Genomic DNA, 14,679 nt, shown 5'->3' with positions numbered 1-14,679 from the left:
GCTTTTCATGAAAAAACTTGACCAGATTGTCAACTTCTTTTTTAGTGGTGCTTCGATTCTCGAGGCCTCATACAATCCGGTTGAAAGGTCTCTGAGCAAAAACGAACTGTTGACCCGGGTGATCATCCAGGCGCAAAAAATCAATGAAAATAATGGATTAACCAATGGCAGAAGAACTGAACGCGCCCCGTGCTTCCGCTGAAAAAGGGCACCCGTCGCAGGCCGCGTCGGATGAGCCGATCAGAGCGAGGAACGTGTTCAAGATCCTGACAGCGGCTGTCGAGATCTTCTCGCGGAAGGGCCTTGATGGTGCCCGCATTGTTGAGATCGCGAAGGCCTCAGGGCTGCCGAAGGGCAATGTCTACTATTACTTCTCGTCGAAAGAGGAGATCTACAACGCCGCCATCGATCGCCTCATCCATAGTTGGGACGACGCGTTTCGGCATATATCGGCCGATCGTGAGCCCGGCGAGGCAATCGAGGCTTACATTCGAGCGAAGCTGGACCATGCCCGGGAGAATGCCGCAGAGACGCGCCTTTTCGCAAACGAGATACTGCAGGGAGCTGTACATCTCTCGACCGAGGCTCGCGATCATATGCGAACCGTCACGTCCGAGAAGGCCCGGGTGATCGATATTTGGGCCATGGCCGGAAAGATAGAGAAAGTCGACGCGCGCCATCTGTTTATTCTGTTGTGGTCCGCGACGCAGTTCTATGCCGAGTTCGAGGCTCTCGCCTGCGATGCGCTACATGTCAGCCAGCTAAAGGCGGCTGACTACAATTTGGCTGCGAAGACGATCACGGAGACGGTCTTGCGGGGGCTCCTTACCCGTCCATCGTGATGGACAATACCGCAGGGAGTCCGACCTCTGCGGCGACTGATGAGTTGGCAGCTCATCGGGGCAGCCCAGCCCCCTTAAGCGGGCGCGGAAGTGCCGAGAGCTACGGCCAGGACATCAACAAGGCCACGGCCGGCGCTGCCGTCGACGTCGAGGCGCGGATTGTAGATGGCGACCTCGAGCCCGACCGCCTTGCCGCTTGCCAGGATGATCCGGAGCGCCGCCGATAGCTCGTCCCACGACAGCCCGCCCGGTACGCGGAAATCGACCGCCGGCATGATCGCATCGTCGAGACAATCGGCGTCTAAATGGATGAAGAAGCCGTCGAGCTCAGGCCGCGTCAGGTGGCCAACGGCCGCCCGGGCGGCGGCTTCGACGCCCAGGTGGCGGATGGCATGGAGATCGTAGGCCATGAGCTCCGCCGGCAAAGGCTGGCTGCCGAATTCGGCCTGGTCCTCGTGGTCGCGAAAAGCGAAGGCGACAGCGTCCTCGGAGCGCACCAACGGGCGGCGACCCTCCAGGTCGGTCAGCAGCGCCGGCCCGTAGCCGGTGACGAAGGCCAGGTCCATGGACGCGCCTTCGCCGTTGGGCTCGGCCTCGGGCTGGAAGAAATCGGCGTGGCCGTCGATGAAGAACAGGCCGTAGCGGCCGCGCCGGCGCAGCGCGAGCATCGGGCCCAGCACGATCGTACAGTCGCCGCCCAGCACCACCGGGAATTCGCCTGCGTCCAGCACCTCCTCCACCGCGTTGGCGAGCTTGGGCGACCACGCCGCGATCGCGTTGGCATTGAGCGTCAGGGTGGCAGGGTCGGGCTTCGGGTCTTTCGGCGGGACGGCCAGCCGCCCGGCATGGCGCGCATGGATTCGGTCGGCGAGGCCCAGTTCCAGCAGCCGACTGGGCAAGTCCTCCACGCCGTCGGTCGCCAGACCCAGCGCGGACGGCGCTTCAAGAATGGCATAGGGGCGGGTCGGCATCAGATGCTCCCAGGTATCGCGAGTGAGAACCGGCGCTCTCTGCCACTGAGCGCGCGCCCAACGCAGCTTTGGTACGCAAGATCCCAAATTGCTCTTCAGGCCGCCACGCTCTTCGACGATATCTCCAGCACCGCTGACGGTATTTTTCTCGTCAATTCGATCGCGCTGTTTTCGCCGGAAATCGCACCACTCGGCCAATTGATAGCGAAAGTGGGCAAAACCGAGGAAATTTCAACCCGCCCAAGTCCCTTTTGAAGTCAAGATCGCAAGTTTTCTGACCGGTATGGAGACTGTTCCTGACTGCGTTCTGAGAGAAAGTTGCGAGGCTGGATCAATGGGTGCCGTAGCTCAAAACGATCCAAAACGGGCGCTCTTCTCAAAGGCCTTCATCCCAATACGGCATGCGCCCAATGCATCGCGCAAGGTGGTCGACGAAGGCGCGGACCTTCATCGACATGAGCCTGTTGCTGGGATAGACGGCATAAATCGTGCTGGCTGGAGGCTCCCAGGCGTCAAGCACGCGTCGCAGCGCGCCAGTACGCAGCGGCTCCGCTACCGCCCAAGTGGGCAGTAGGGCGATGCCGATGCCACCGAGCGCCGCAACGCGCAGCATCTCCGCATTATTGCTGCGAAAGCTGCCGCCCACAGCCACCCGCACCTCGCCTCGTTTGCCGGCAAGGCGCCATCCATCGCCCCAAGGCAGGAGGCTGGTGCAGAGGCAGTTGTGCTTGGCAAGGTCGCCCGGCTCGCGCGGCGCTCCACGCTCCGTGAGATAAGCGGGCGCAGCACAGGCGACGAGCCGGGATGGCGCGAGCTTGCGCACGACAAGCGGCGAATCCTCGATCACGCCGATGCGGATCGCCAGATCGAGCCCCTCATCGACCAGACTCACATGCGTCGGGCTCAAAGCAATATCGACGGAAAGTTCCGGATAGCGCCTCAGGAACTCGGGGACGGCCGGCGCCACATGCATCCAGCCGAATCTGTCGGGCGCCGAAATGCGAAGGGTGCCGCGCGGCTCGCGCTGCAGCGCGCTCGCCGCCTGTTCCGCAGCTTCAGCTTCGGCGAGAATCCGCGCACAGTGGCGGTAATAGGCTGCGCCCGCTTCGGTCATCGAGAGTCGACGCGTGGTGCGGTTGAGCAGGCGAATGCCCAGGCGCTCCTCAAGCCGCTGCACATGGGCGCTAACAGCGGATTTGGAGATTTTGAGATGCCGTGCCGCCGCTGAGAAGCTGCCGCTATCAACGACACGAGCGAACGCAGCGATTCCATCGAGCGGATCCATCGTCCAAATACGGCGTCACCATCGAGCCGCCGGCTGCCTGAGATCTCGTTCCAGACCGCCAGCGCGCCCGTCAGGCGGGAAACAGAAATGCGGCGGCGGGATCGAAAAAAATCTGTCTGCTCGAGGCGAAGCCTTCATGTGCTTCTGCCATGTCGGATGTCGGCCTGACGTCGATCTCCTGGCCGGCGGCCGTGCGCGCGATGACGCGCCGCCGCTCGCCGAAGAAGGCGGTGTCGATGAATTCGACCGCAAGCCCGGCAGTGGCCGGGCCGGGCCTCAGCCGAAACGCTTCCGGCCGCACCATCAGCCGGGTCTTCTGGCCATGGCTGAAGTCCTGATCGATCCTGACGCCGGAGACGACCGAGCCATCGGCCAGGCGGATCGTGGCGGAGCCGTTGACGGTTTCAAGATGCTCAGCCGGCAGGAAATTGGAATTTCCGATGAAGCTGGCCACGAATTCGCTCGCAGGTCTCAGATAGAGGTCCTCACCGGTGCCGATCTGCTCGATGCGCCCGTCCCGAAACAGGGCGATGCGATCCGAAAGATGCAGGGCCTCGTCCTGATCGTGGGTGACGTAAAGGATCGTTACGCCGGTTTCGCGGTGGATGCGTCGTATCTCGGCCTGGATTTCCTCGCGCAGCTTCTTGTCGAGCGCCGAAAGCGGCTCGTCCATCAGAAGGATCGGCGGATCGTAGGCCAGCGCCCGGGCAAGCGCCACGCGCTGCTGCTGTCCACCGGATAGCGCGCCGGGATATCGGCCGCCGAAACTCTCGAGCCGGACCAGCGACAGCATCTCGGCGACTTTTCGGTTCACCTCGGCGTCCGGCCGGCGGCGCACGCGCAACGGAAAGGCAACGTTCTCGGCGACGGTGAGATGCTGGAACAGCGTGTAGCGCTGGAACACCATGCCGATATTGCGCTTGTGCGACGGCACCGACAGCAGCGACCTGCCTTCGAGAAGAACGTCGCCGGATGTCGGCTGCTGAAAGCCGGCGACCGCGTAGAGCGTCGTCGATTTGCCGGAGCCGGAAGGGCCGAGGAAGGTCAGGAACTCGCCCTTGGGTATATCGATCGTGACATCGTGCACGGCGACGAAGCTGCCGAATGTCTTGCGCAGGTAGCGAATGGAGAGAAACGGTTCGGTCATTTCGACAGTTTCCGCCGAATGAGTGCGGTTACGATCATCAGGCTCAAGGTCAGAAGTACCAGAAGGCTGGAGGCGGCGGCGATGACCGGGCTGAGATCCTGGCGCAGGCTGCCCCAGATCTTGACCGGCAAGGTCTGCAAGGTGGGGCTGGCCATGAAGATCGCGACCACCACCTCGTCCCACGAGGCGAGGAAGGCAAAGATCGCCGCCGAAAAAATCCCGATCTTGATCGCCGGCAAGGTGACCCGGAGTTTTGCCTCGAATGGGCTTGCGCCGCAGACGATCGCCGCATCCTCGATGGATTTGTCAAAACCTTCGAGTGCCGCGGTGATGGGAATGATGGCGAAGGGGAGTGCCAGGACTGTGTGTGCGATGACGAAGCCTGCCGTGGTGCCGCCGAGCCCGATCCGCAGGAAGAATGCATAGATGGCGATGGCGAAGACCACGACCGGCAGCACCATTGGCGTCAGCAGCAGGCCGCGAAGCGTGTTGCGCCCGCGAAACTGTCCCCTGACCAGGGCGAAAGAAGCCAGGAGCCCGATGACGACGGCAAGAATCGCGACCATGGTGGCAATGTGCGCGCTGGTCAGCGCTGCTTCGAGCCAGGCCGGATCGGCGAAGAGCTCCTCATACCATTTCAGCGTCCAGCCGGGCGGCGGAAAAGCCAGCCACCGCGACGATCCGAACGACAAAAGCACGATGAAGACCACCGGCAGCAGCAGAAACGCGGCAACCAGGCCGGTGAAACCCAGAAGTGCTGCGCGCAGCCAGCCCAGCCGGTCGTAGTCGAGCAGCATCTCAGATGCCTCCTGTCATGCGCTTGGCGCCGACGAGGCGCAGTTGCAGCGCGTAGAGGGCCATGGTCACCAAAAGCAGGATGAAAGCCGCCGCGCTTCCGAGCCCCCAGTTGAGCAAGGATTGGATCATCTGGGCGATCATTGCGGCGAGCATCATGTTGGAGGTGCCGCCGAGCAGCGTCGGCGTCACGAAATAGCCGAGCGACATGACGAAAACCATCAGGCCGCCTGCAGCGATTCCGGGAAGCGACAATGGCAGCAGGATGCGGCGGAAGGCGTCGAAGGGGCTCGCACCGCACAGGGCGGCGGCGCGCAGCGTCATCGGATCAATGGCGCGCAGGGTTCCGACCAGTGGCAGTATCATGAAGGGCAGCATGATGTAGACCATGCCGATGGTGACGCCGGTCAGGTTGTTGATCAGCGGCAGCGGCTCGCTGATCAGGCCAATATCCATCAGCGTCCGGTTGATGACGCCGGTGCGTTGAAGCAGCACCATCCAGGCATAGGTGCGGGTGAGCAGATTGGTCCACATCGACAGGATGATGATGCCGAAGACGATCGAGCCGAGGGCAGGCGGCATGATCGCCAGCATCCAGGCGACCGGAAACGCCACGATCACGGTGACGGCGGTGACGACGGTGGCGACCAGAAAGGTGTTGAAGAAGACCCGCGCATAAGTGCCGTCGCCAAACAGGATGGCGTAGTTCTGCAGGCCCGGTACGGGCTCGGTCACGCTGCGCAACAGCAACGCGACGACCGGCACCACGAAGAACAGGGTGATGAGGGTCAGCGCCGGCAAGGCGCCGCCGACGCCGTTTGGCCTTCGGAGGATTGGCTGTCGATGAAGCAAATTGCCCGACATGGCGATGATCCCGGCAGCTCAGGCGGGACGCCTAGCGGCGCCCCGCCGGTTCATGGGTGAGGTCGGCGGCTATTTGGCCTGCCAGGCGTACCAACGCTCCGCGATCGCGTCGCGGTTTTCAGCCCAGTAGTTCATGTCGAGGTTGATCTGCCCGTCGACATAGGCGTCCGGCAATGACTTGACGACATCGGCCGGCATTTCGGCCTTGGCTGCCGTGTTGATCGGCGCGTAGCCGCTTGCTTCAGCAAACATTGCCTGGCTTTTCGCGCTTGTCGCTGTGGCCAGGAATTTCATCGCGCTAGCCTTGTTCTTCGAGCCCTTGGGGATGACGAGCACGTCGGCGGCAGTCATGTTCTGTTTCCAGGATGCCCCTACATCGGCGCCGTCCTGCTGGAGGGCGAAGACACGCCCGTTCCAGAGTTGCCCGAAGGCTGCCTCACCGGAGGCGATCAGCTGTTGCGACTGCGCGCCGCTGTCCCACCAGACGATTTCCGACTTGATCGTATCGAGTTTCTTGAACGCCCGGTCGAGGTCGAGGGGATAGAGCTTGTCTGCCGGCACGCCGTCGGCCAGCAATGCGATCTCGACGACGCCTGGCGCCGACCATTTATAGAACGTGCGCTTGCCGGGAAATTTCGTCAGGTCGAACATGTCGGCCCAGCTGGTTGGCTCGCCCGACACCACCCCTTTGTTCCAGGCAAGAACGAAGGAATAGTAGAAGCTGCCGACCGCATGCTCGGTGGTGAAGCGAGGATCGAGATCGGCTTTCGGCACGACATTGAAATCGATCGGCTCCAGCAGGCCATCCTTAGCCGCCTTGATGGCGAAATCCATTTCGACATCGACGACATCCCAGGCAACGCTGCCGCCTTCCACCATGGCCTTCAGCTTGCCGTAGTCCGTCGGGCCGTCCTGCAGGACCTTGATGCCGGAATTGGCTTCGAACGGAGCAGCCCAGGATTTGGTCTGCGCCTCCTGGGTGGTTCCGCCCCAGCTGGTGAACACCATTTCATCGGCCCGTGCGGCGGTGGCTGCCAAGAGCCCGGCCAAAATGCCGGTCAAAATCAGTTTCATGTCATTCTCCTCTGTTGGTTGTTTTTGGTTTCTTGTTGTTATGAAATTGCGCGATCGCGGCGCTGCCCTCATCGCATGACGAACGGATCCGGGATCGGCTCGTCGGATATCCGTATCCAGACGGATTTCGAGCGCGTGTAATCGCGGATGGCGTCGAGCCCGCCCTCACGGCCGAGCCCCGACTGACCGTATCCGCCGAACGGCACGAGCGGCGAAACGGCGCGGTATGTGTTGACCCAGACGACACCGGCATGGATGTCGCGCGCCATGCGGTGCGCCTTGGCGAGATTGGTGGTGAACACGCCCGAGGCCAGGCCGAACGGCGTATCGTTGGCAAGCGCCAGGGCTTCGGCTTCCGTGTCGAAGGTGAGAACGCTGAGCACCGGACCGAACAATTCCTCCCGCACGCAGGGCAGCGCTGTATCCTCGGTGTCGATAATGGTCGGTGCGTAGTAGAAGCCGCGCGGATGCTCGTCGGGCCGTTTTCCGCCGGTGATCAACGTCCCGCCACTGGCGAGGCTCTCGGCAACGATCCTCTCGATCCATTCCCGCTGACGTAGTGTTGCCAGTGGTCCCATTTCGGTGGCCGGATCCTGCGGATCACCGATTTTGATGGCCTCGGCCTTGTGCTTCAGCCTGTCGAGGAACTCGGCCTTTATCGAACGCTCGACCAGCAGCCGGGAGCCGGCGACACAGCTTTGTCCAGACGCCGCGAAAATCCCGGCCACGACCGCGTTTGCCGCACTGTCCAGGTCTGCGTCGGCGAAAACGACAACCGGGCTTTTCCCGCCCAGCTCCAGCGTCGTGTAGGCGAGATTTTCCGCCGTGTTGCGGATAATCGCGCGAGCGGTCGAAGGTCCGCCGGTGAAGGCGACGCGTGAAACCAGCGGATGACTTGTCAGGCGCCGGCCGCAATCGTGCCCGAACCCGGCCAGTATGTTGACGCTTCCGGCGGGAAATCCGGCCTCGTGAACGAGTTCGGCGAAGGCCAGCAACGGCGCTGGGCCGTCTTCCGAGGCTTTCAAGACGACCGTGCAGCCGGCCGCCAGTGCCGGACCGAGCTTGACGGCCGAAAGGAAGAGCTGCGAATTCCACGGCACGACGGCAGCGACGACGCCGATCGGCTCGCGCCTGATGGTGACGTCCATATCGGCCTTGTCGATAGGCAGATGCGAGCCTTCATGCTTGTCGGCAAGCCCGCCATAGTAGCGGTAATAGTCGCCGACATAGGCGATCTGGGCGCGGGTCTCGCGGATGATCTTGCCGGTATCGCGCGTCTCCAGTTCCGCCAGGCGGCCGGCATTGGCGACGACCAGGTCGCCGAGGCGCGCCAGCAGCTTGCCTCGCGCCGTCGCCGTCAGCGATGCCCACGCGGCGGAGTGCAAAGTCCGGTGCGCCGCTTCGACGGCGCGGTCGACATCGGCTTCGGTTGCAGCGGGCATCGTCGCCCAGGGCGCTCCGGTGGACGGATCGATGCTTTCGAAGGTGGCCGTCGGCGTATCGAACGCTCCATCTATGAAGTTGCTGAATGCCACAAGGGTCATTGCGGCCTCCCATGCCCGAACGCCGGCATCACCTTGTCGACAAACAGCTGCAGCGACTTCTTCTTGCGTTCGTGCGGTAGGCCGCTGTCGATCCAGATCGAATATTGGTCGTAGCCGAGCGCCTCGTATGCCTTCAGCCGGGCGATCACCTCTTCGGCTTCGCCGATAACCAGGTTCTGTCGCATTTTGTCGGGCGCGTATTGCGGCATGGCCGCGATCTCGTCGCCGGTGAGCGCTTCCAATATGCCTTGGCGAACAGGCTTCTTGTTCTGGAACCACGCGCCGAACTGGCAGTAGAACAGCGACAGGTCCTTCGTCAGCTGCTCTGCATCGGCGGCGTCTTCGGCAACGAATGTGTGCATCAGCAGCATGATCTCGGGGCGGGCGATGTCCGGATGCGCCGCGCACGCCGCGTTGAAGCGCTCCATCAGGCTGGTTACCTCATCATCGCCCGAGGCGAGCGGCGTCACCTGGACGTTGCAGCCGTTGGACACGGCGAAGTCGTGCGAGTTCGGATCGCGCGCCGCCACCCAGATCGGCGGGTGCGGTTTTTGCACCGGCTTGGGCGACGAGGTGGTCGAGGGAAACGACCAGAACTCCCCGGACATCTCGAAGTCGCCCTCCCAGAGGCCCTTGATAGCGGGGATGATCTCGCGCATGCGCTGGCCCGCGCCCCAGGCATCGAGCCCCGGGAACAGGCGCTGGTATTCGTAGCTGTAGGCGCCGCGCGCGATGCCGATGTCGAGCCGGCCAGCCGTGACGACATCGGTCATTGCTGCCTCGCCGGCGAGCTTGATCGGATGCCAGAACGGCGCGATGACCGTTCCTGTGCCGAGCCGGATGCGCTTCGTCCTGGCGCCGAGATAGGCGATGTTGATGAACGGGTTTGGCGAGATGGTGAACTCCATGCCGTGGTGCTCGCCGATCCAGGCCGCCTCGAAGCCTGCCGCCTCGGCCATCAGGACCAGTTCCTCAAGCTCGTCGATGAGCTCGGCATGCGGCTTTGCCGGGTCCGAGCGTTCCATATGGACGAAGAGCGAGAACTTCATACCTGTTCACCCCGAAGTGTTCATGGATACCGGCTTGGCGAGCGGACGGACTTCACCTTCGACCTCGTTGCCGACATAGACTCCAAACGCATCCTCCCGACATTCAAGAACATAGCGGGCGAGCATAGAGCGCACAGCAGCGTCGGCGATGTTCAGTCCGGCAATCCTGTCGATGTCGACGAGCCGGACCTGGCGATTGCTGGAGTGGGGCGCGTCCACCGTGCCGCGGTAGTAGACATGCGTTCGCGATGGGTTTGCGGCGTCGTCCCAGACCGCAAACAGGAATCCGAGATGAGCCTCGATGGCTTTCGCAGCGAGGCATCCCTTGAGGCTTCGCGTGTCGCCGGGCGTTCCGAGCCCTCGGCCCGCCGGCAGTTCGAAAAAGCCGTCGACGGTTTCGAAAAACAGCACGCGGCCTTCGTCTTCGAGGATAGCGCCGACCTCCATGTCCGGAGGCGCGGCCGCCAGAGCTTCCTGGCTGAGACCGGGCGAGACATACGCCCCACGGCAATAGCCGAGGGGCTGCGATGAATTGTGGGAGAATTCGCGAACGCGGCCGATGAGGATCGAATGGTCGCCGGCGTCGACCAACTGCTCCATGTCACAGTCAAACGTCGCCACCGATCCAGCGAGCAGCGGGCTGCCGGTCGGGCCGAAGCGCCACTCGACAGCCGAGAACTTGTCCTGCGATTTCGAAGCGAAGACGCCAGACGCGGCTCGCTGTTCCTCCGAGAGCACGTTGACGGCAAAGCACTTCGAGGTCGAAAACACCGGATGGCCCAGCGCTTTCTTGGCGATGCAGACCAGCACAAGCGGCGGATCGAGCGAAACGGATGTAAACGAATTGGCGGTGAAGCCTCGAGGCTCTCCTTCCGGCCCGATTGCGGTGACGATGGTAACGCCGGTCAGGAAGGAACCGAGCGCCCGCCTGAATTCGCCCGCGTCGAAGGCTGTGTCTATCGCCGGTCGCGCCGGTGTGCTTGCGCCGTCGTTGCTCTCGAGAAAATCGACAATGCGCCGTGTGACCGTGTCAGGCGAGGCTACGGCCATCATATGTCTTTCGCCCTCCAGAACGGCGCAGCGACCGCGCGGCGCGAGGCGGGCCATCGCCGCCGACATCGCAGGCGAGGAATTCCTGTCCTGCGAGCCGGTCATGAACAGAGTCGGCATCGCTAGACCGGAAAGGCGATCGCCATGCGCCGCATCCGCATGGGCGAAAAGTCGATATGTGCGCGCATAGCCTTCCGGGTTGACGCTCTGCAGTGCCGCGCGCGTTGTCCTCGCCGCCTCGGCCAGGCTGTCGGGGACGGGGTTGCCGAACCAGCGCGCGATCGTTACGTCCGTCCCTGACGGGTTTTCCGCGCCATTCAATTCGGCGGCGCGCTCGCGCACTGCCTGCGCAAGGTCCGCCGGGCGGCGAAAGACCGCGTTGAGCGACACCATGCGGCGGACCCGTTCTGGTGCGTTGAGAGCGATTTCCTGCCCGACCAGCGCCCCCATTGAATGGCCAACGACCGAGACGGCATCCAGGCCAAGGTGATCAAGAAGCCGGATTGCCTGTCCTGCATAGTCGGCAAGGCTGGCGTCCTCGGGCGGTAGCGGCGACCGGCCATGCCCCAGCATGTCGATCGCGATCACATCCCATCTGTCCCGCATCAGCTCGATCTGGGGCCCCCAGATCGCCGCGTTCATGCCGACGCCGTGGATGAGGAGGACCGGCGCGCCGGATCCGGCCCGGATGAAGCCGGTGCCGTTAGGCGCCGTTTCGCGATGCCAGGCAGGCTCCGTCAGCTCAGCCATGCAGGTCGCCGACCTCCTTGAGATCCTGGTAGCGGTCGCCGATGCGATGATGCGGTCGTCCGCCGATCGAGGCGCCAAGCGCTACCACCAGCTCGTCCGGCGCCGGCGCGTCGCCGATCTGGAAATGCACAGTCAGGTAGTGCGAACGTCGGCCTTCATCGTGCTTGTCCATGAGCGGGATCATGATCGGCGTGTTCGGCCCGCCACGCATGTTGGTGAAGGCGAGATAGGTCTTGGCGCCGACGGCACGCCGATAGTGGTTGCCGAAATGCAGCGTGTGGATGAGCGCCGAGGCATGCTCGATCTCGCCCGACGTGCCGCAGATTGCGGCCTTGCCGTAGCCTTCGATGGCTTCGCCCGATCCCGCGACTGCGAGGATTTCGCGGGTGAGCATCTCTCCCAAAACCGGCGCATAGGCGCGGATCTCGGGAGAAAGGTCCTCAGTGAAACCGCGCTCGGCCCAAGGATTGTCGAGCACCGCCGCCACGCCGATCAGGCGCAGCGGCCGGGGGGCCACCTTGCCGCCTTCAATCAGCGTGTTCTCGACATAGGTGACGATCTTTCGGATGGCCGGCTTCATCGAATCCTCGGTGGTCGTCGGCCGAGGCATCCGGAAAAGCTCCCTTCCGCCTCGGTCATCTTATGGTATACCATACTATTGAAGACCAAATCCCTTGTCAACGGATCGTCGAATCTGTTTGTTTGCGGATGCTGGGAGTAGATGAATTGGCCGACGACACACTGAGGATCGAACGATCCACCAAGACGCTGAGAACGCTGGCGCTGGAGCGCATGCGCGACGCGATCATGGGGTTTCACTTCCAGCCCGGCGAACGGCTGGTCGAGCGGCCGCTTTGCGACCAGCTCGGCGTCAGTCGCTCGGTGGTGCGCGAAGTTCTGCGGCAGTTGGAGACTGAGGGCCTTGTTCAGATGATACCAGGCCACGGACCCGCGGTGGCCAGGCCGGATCTCAGCCGCACCGATGAGATTTATGAACTCCGCGCTTTGATGGAGGGCATCGCGGCGCGCGCCTGCGCGCTGACGGCGACTGAGGACCAGATCGCCGCGCTTGAGCGCGCATTCGATGTGCTGCTCACGGCGTGGGCCTCAGCCAATCCGATCGAGGTGATGCGGGCGACGACAAAATTCTATGAAGTGCTTTTCGATTCCGCCGACAAGCGCATCGCCTGGGAGATCGTCCAGGGTCTGAACGTCCGCATCAACCAGCTGCGCTCCATGACAATCGCTTCGGTGGACCGCCGCGATGCCGCAATTGCCGAAATGACCGACATCATGAACGCCATCAAGTCGCGCAACGGCGATGACGCCGAAGCCGCGGCCCGGCGACATGTGGAGCAGGCGTGGCGAATTGCGCAACAGACCCTTCGCAACAGCTGAAGCAAAACTTCACATTACGGAATCGCCCGTCGCCCTCGCACTGACGCACTGCAGGCAATTCCAACGCGCATCCCGATGATATAGCAGCAATGGCGTTGTTTCTGACGGCTGACGATAGCGCACTCTGGCTTTGCTGGTGTGGATGCCATTTCGAGCGTATTCTCTTCCTTAGGGAACAAGCCAGGTCGACTTCGATTGGCGGTCGCTTGCGCTCGGCTGCCCCGCTCGGGAGGAGCCTCTGATTGCGATGGCGCGCTTTGCTCACCTCGCCCTTCTCGCCGTTGCCTTGGGATTTTTGCCTGGAATTGCACTGGCTGGGGAGCCTTTCGTCCCGAGCTGGATCAAGAACGATCCTGCAGCCGAGACAGTGGCCATAGAGATTGTTGCCGATTGGAACCAAGTCGAGCGGTATCGCAGGGACAACATCCGGACCGACATTATCGACTTCAACGGTTACTGGGGCGGCAATCTTACCATCGTCGTACCAGCAGAATGGTCGGTAAAGATCGAGTTCATCAATGGCTCCTCGTCTTTCCGGCACAGCCTGATGCTGACCAGGGTCTACGCTCAGTCAGAGATGCCCGTGAAGTTGACGGCCGAGGATGCGATCTGGGGGGGGGTACACCGATCCGCCAGAGGGGATTAAAATCAATGAGAGGAGGCAACTCAACTTTGTTGCGCAGCAGGCCGGGAGCTATTTCCTCGCCTGCGGGAGGCAAACGCATCTGATGGACGGACATTGGATCGGTTTCGAGGTGAGAGACAGCATCGAGCAGGCCGTGGCAATCATAGACGAAAACAGATTTCCGCAGGAGCAGCCCCCAGGACGGCCTTAGGGGCTACGCGAGCAAGCCAGCGCCATGGCTTGGTCGTGGAGATCAATGCAAACCCAGGGCGGCTTACCGGAAATTCGAAAGTCTGGCGTGCCCGAGCAGCTGCCTTTGCTCGCCTAGCCACCAGCGGGCAATGCTTTCGCCACTATTTCAGCTGCCCTATGCCACAAGGGCAATTCTGTACGGCTTGGTCGTTCTGGGCGCTGTCATGGCGCTGCGCGAACGGCGGCTGCAATGAGAAAGGACAACACGATGAGCGCGACGGCAATGAGTAAAGGGGCACCGTCATCGGCGGACGATTTTCTGACCGGGTTGAAGGGGCAGCGCGTGCTGGTGACGGCAGGCGCCGGCGGTATAGGCTTTGCCATTGCCGACACGTTGTCGCGGCTCGGCGCGCGCATCGTCGTTTGCGACGTCTCCGACGAGGCGCTGGCCGCTGCTCCGGACAGGATAGCGCTCGTCGCCGCGGTCAAGGCCGATGTCTCGCGCGAAGACGACGTCGACCGGCTGTTCGAGACCGTCAAGGAAAAGCTCGGCGGCCTCGACGCGCTGATCAACAATGCCGGCGTTGCCGGGCCGACCGGTGGCGTCGATGAGATCGATCCGGCGGAGTGGCGGCGCTGCATCGACATCTGCCTGACCGGCCAGTTCCTCTGCGCCCGACGTGCCGTGCCGCTGATCAAGGCGGCGGGCGGCGGCTCGATCGTCTCGATGTCGTCGGCGGCCGGCCGCTACGGCTACGCTTTCCGCACACCCTATTCGGCGGCCAAGTTTGGCGTCATCGGTTTCACGCAGAGCCTCGCCAAGGAACTCGGGCCGCACGGCATAAGGGTCAACGCCATCCTGCCCGGCATCATCGAGGGACCACGCATCGACAAGGTCATCGCCGACCGGGCCAAGCAGCTCGGTGTGTCGAATGAGGCGATGACGGAGCGCTATCTCCAGAACATCTCGCTGCGCCGCATGACCAGCCCTTATGACGTCGCCTCGATGGTCGCCTTCCTGCTGTCCAATGCGGGGATCAACATTTCCGGCCAGTCGCTCGGCGTCGACGGCAACGTCGAAACGCTTTGAGGA

Annotated in this window: 16 protein-coding genes; 6 read left to right on the top strand and 10 right to left on the bottom strand. The window is 62.8% G+C overall.

Features of this window, described 5'->3' with window-relative positions:
* Positions 1-7 precede the first annotated feature (7 nt).
* Positions 8-202: a hypothetical protein gene (locus EJ075_RS33060; RefSeq protein ID WP_127289406.1), complete on the top strand. Its 195-nt coding sequence runs from the start codon at positions 8-10 to the stop codon at positions 200-202.
* A complete protein-coding gene (locus tag EJ075_RS04525; RefSeq protein WP_126103539.1) occupies positions 165-842 on the top strand; it encodes a TetR family transcriptional regulator C-terminal domain-containing protein in 678 nt (225 codons plus the stop codon). Before EJ075_RS33060 ends, EJ075_RS04525 begins: the two co-directional genes overlap by 38 nt.
* A gap of 74 nt (positions 843-916) precedes the next feature.
* Here EJ075_RS04525 and EJ075_RS04520 read toward each other — a convergent pair whose 3' ends face one another.
* The gene (locus tag EJ075_RS04520; protein ID WP_126103538.1) at positions 917-1,813 is read right to left on the bottom strand and encodes an arginase family protein; all 897 of its coding nucleotides are present in this window, start codon (positions 1,811-1,813) and stop codon (positions 917-919) included.
* 3 nt (positions 1,814-1,816) lie between these two features.
* On the opposite strand from EJ075_RS04520, the gene EJ075_RS04515 reads away from it, so the two are divergent.
* Positions 1,817-2,068: a hypothetical protein gene (locus EJ075_RS04515; RefSeq protein WP_126103537.1), complete on the top strand. Its 252-nt coding sequence runs from the start codon at positions 1,817-1,819 to the stop codon at positions 2,066-2,068.
* Positions 2,069-2,189: 121 nt separating this feature from the next.
* Here the strand turns inward: EJ075_RS04515 and EJ075_RS04510 are convergent, their stop codons facing one another.
* From EJ075_RS04510 to EJ075_RS04470, 9 genes are all read right to left on the bottom strand, one after another.
* Positions 2,190-3,098 (bottom strand): LysR family transcriptional regulator, encoded by a 909-nt coding sequence (locus tag EJ075_RS04510; protein WP_126103536.1) that lies wholly within the window; start codon positions 3,096-3,098, stop codon positions 2,190-2,192.
* A gap of 70 nt (positions 3,099-3,168) precedes the next feature.
* Positions 3,169-4,245 carry an ABC transporter ATP-binding protein gene (locus tag EJ075_RS04505; protein WP_126103535.1) on the bottom strand — a complete coding sequence of 359 codons (1,077 nt, stop codon included), beginning with the start codon at positions 4,243-4,245 and terminating at the stop codon, positions 3,169-3,171.
* On the bottom strand, positions 4,242-5,042 hold the full coding sequence (locus EJ075_RS04500; RefSeq protein WP_126103534.1) for an ABC transporter permease: 801 nt from the start codon (positions 5,040-5,042) through the stop codon (positions 4,242-4,244). Before EJ075_RS04500 ends, EJ075_RS04505 begins: the two co-directional genes overlap by 4 nt.
* Position 5,043: 1 nt before the next feature.
* Positions 5,044-5,904 (bottom strand): ABC transporter permease, encoded by an 861-nt coding sequence (locus EJ075_RS04495; protein ID WP_126103533.1) that lies wholly within the window; start codon positions 5,902-5,904, stop codon positions 5,044-5,046.
* A 69-nt stretch (positions 5,905-5,973) separates the two neighbouring features.
* Positions 5,974-6,978, bottom strand: a complete 1,005-nt coding sequence (locus EJ075_RS04490; protein WP_126103532.1) for an ABC transporter substrate-binding protein — start codon at positions 6,976-6,978, stop codon at positions 5,974-5,976.
* Positions 6,979-7,046: 68 nt separating this feature from the next.
* A complete protein-coding gene (locus tag EJ075_RS04485; protein ID WP_126103531.1) occupies positions 7,047-8,522 on the bottom strand; it encodes an aldehyde dehydrogenase in 1,476 nt (491 codons plus the stop codon).
* Positions 8,519-9,571: an LLM class flavin-dependent oxidoreductase gene (locus EJ075_RS04480; protein ID WP_126103530.1), complete on the bottom strand. Its 1,053-nt coding sequence runs from the start codon at positions 9,569-9,571 to the stop codon at positions 8,519-8,521. The genes EJ075_RS04485 and EJ075_RS04480 overlap by 4 nt, the downstream gene beginning before the upstream one ends.
* 6 nt (positions 9,572-9,577) lie before the next feature.
* Positions 9,578-11,371 carry an alpha/beta fold hydrolase gene (locus EJ075_RS04475; protein ID WP_126103529.1) on the bottom strand — a complete coding sequence of 598 codons (1,794 nt, stop codon included), beginning with the start codon at positions 11,369-11,371 and terminating at the stop codon, positions 9,578-9,580.
* Positions 11,364-11,951 (bottom strand): amino acid synthesis family protein, encoded by a 588-nt coding sequence (locus EJ075_RS04470; RefSeq protein ID WP_126107234.1) that lies wholly within the window; start codon positions 11,949-11,951, stop codon positions 11,364-11,366. Before EJ075_RS04470 ends, EJ075_RS04475 begins: the two co-directional genes overlap by 8 nt.
* Before the next feature lie 146 nt (positions 11,952-12,097).
* Between EJ075_RS04470 and EJ075_RS04465 the strand changes: the two genes are divergently transcribed.
* The 3 genes from EJ075_RS04465 to EJ075_RS04455 all read left to right on the top strand — a co-directional run bounded on the left by EJ075_RS04465 (position 12,098) and on the right by EJ075_RS04455 (position 14,676).
* Positions 12,098-12,769 carry a GntR family transcriptional regulator gene (locus tag EJ075_RS04465; protein WP_126103528.1) on the top strand — a complete coding sequence of 224 codons (672 nt, stop codon included), beginning with the start codon at positions 12,098-12,100 and terminating at the stop codon, positions 12,767-12,769.
* A gap of 247 nt (positions 12,770-13,016) precedes the next feature.
* The gene (locus tag EJ075_RS04460) at positions 13,017-13,415 is read left to right on the top strand and encodes a sulfocyanin-like copper-binding protein (RefSeq protein ID WP_245458100.1); all 399 of its coding nucleotides are present in this window, start codon (positions 13,017-13,019) and stop codon (positions 13,413-13,415) included.
* A 454-nt stretch (positions 13,416-13,869) separates the two neighbouring features.
* Positions 13,870-14,676 (top strand): SDR family oxidoreductase, encoded by an 807-nt coding sequence (locus tag EJ075_RS04455; RefSeq protein ID WP_095483997.1) that lies wholly within the window; start codon positions 13,870-13,872, stop codon positions 14,674-14,676.
* Positions 14,677-14,679 lie beyond the last annotated feature (3 nt).

Origin of the sequence: Mesorhizobium sp. M6A.T.Cr.TU.016.01.1.1, from assembly GCF_003952585.1 — a bacterium.
Lineage (GTDB): Bacteria > Pseudomonadota > Alphaproteobacteria > Rhizobiales > Rhizobiaceae > Mesorhizobium > Mesorhizobium mediterraneum.
This window is presented reverse-complemented; position numbering and strand designations above follow the sequence as displayed.

Excerpts from the sequence above, each read along its gene's own strand:
- EJ075_RS33060 (WP_127289406.1), top strand. The coding sequence starts at position 8 with ATGAAAAAACTTGACCAGATTGTCAACTTCTTTTTTAGTGGTGCTTCG.
- EJ075_RS04525 (WP_126103539.1), top strand. The coding sequence starts at position 165 with ATGGCAGAAGAACTGAACGCGCCCCGTGCTTCCGCTGAAAAAGGGCAC.
- EJ075_RS04520 (WP_126103538.1), bottom strand. The coding sequence starts at position 1,813 with ATGCCGACCCGCCCCTATGCCATTCTTGAAGCGCCGTCCGCGCTGGGT.
- EJ075_RS04515 (WP_126103537.1), top strand. The coding sequence starts at position 1,817 with ATGCTCCCAGGTATCGCGAGTGAGAACCGGCGCTCTCTGCCACTGAGC.
- EJ075_RS04510 (WP_126103536.1), bottom strand. The coding sequence starts at position 3,098 with ATGGATCCGCTCGATGGAATCGCTGCGTTCGCTCGTGTCGTTGATAGC.
- EJ075_RS04505 (WP_126103535.1), bottom strand. The coding sequence starts at position 4,245 with ATGACCGAACCGTTTCTCTCCATTCGCTACCTGCGCAAGACATTCGGC.
- EJ075_RS04500 (WP_126103534.1), bottom strand. The coding sequence starts at position 5,042 with ATGCTGCTCGACTACGACCGGCTGGGCTGGCTGCGCGCAGCACTTCTG.
- EJ075_RS04495 (WP_126103533.1), bottom strand. The coding sequence starts at position 5,904 with ATGTCGGGCAATTTGCTTCATCGACAGCCAATCCTCCGAAGGCCAAAC.
- EJ075_RS04490 (WP_126103532.1), bottom strand. The coding sequence starts at position 6,978 with ATGAAACTGATTTTGACCGGCATTTTGGCCGGGCTCTTGGCAGCCACC.
- EJ075_RS04485 (WP_126103531.1), bottom strand. The coding sequence starts at position 8,522 with ATGACCCTTGTGGCATTCAGCAACTTCATAGATGGAGCGTTCGATACG.
- EJ075_RS04480 (WP_126103530.1), bottom strand. The coding sequence starts at position 9,571 with ATGAAGTTCTCGCTCTTCGTCCATATGGAACGCTCGGACCCGGCAAAG.
- EJ075_RS04475 (WP_126103529.1), bottom strand. The coding sequence starts at position 11,371 with ATGGCTGAGCTGACGGAGCCTGCCTGGCATCGCGAAACGGCGCCTAAC.
- EJ075_RS04470 (WP_126107234.1), bottom strand. The coding sequence starts at position 11,951 with ATGAAGCCGGCCATCCGAAAGATCGTCACCTATGTCGAGAACACGCTG.
- EJ075_RS04460 (WP_245458100.1), top strand. The coding sequence starts at position 13,017 with ATGGCGCGCTTTGCTCACCTCGCCCTTCTCGCCGTTGCCTTGGGATTT.
- EJ075_RS04455 (WP_095483997.1), top strand. The coding sequence starts at position 13,870 with ATGAGTAAAGGGGCACCGTCATCGGCGGACGATTTTCTGACCGGGTTG.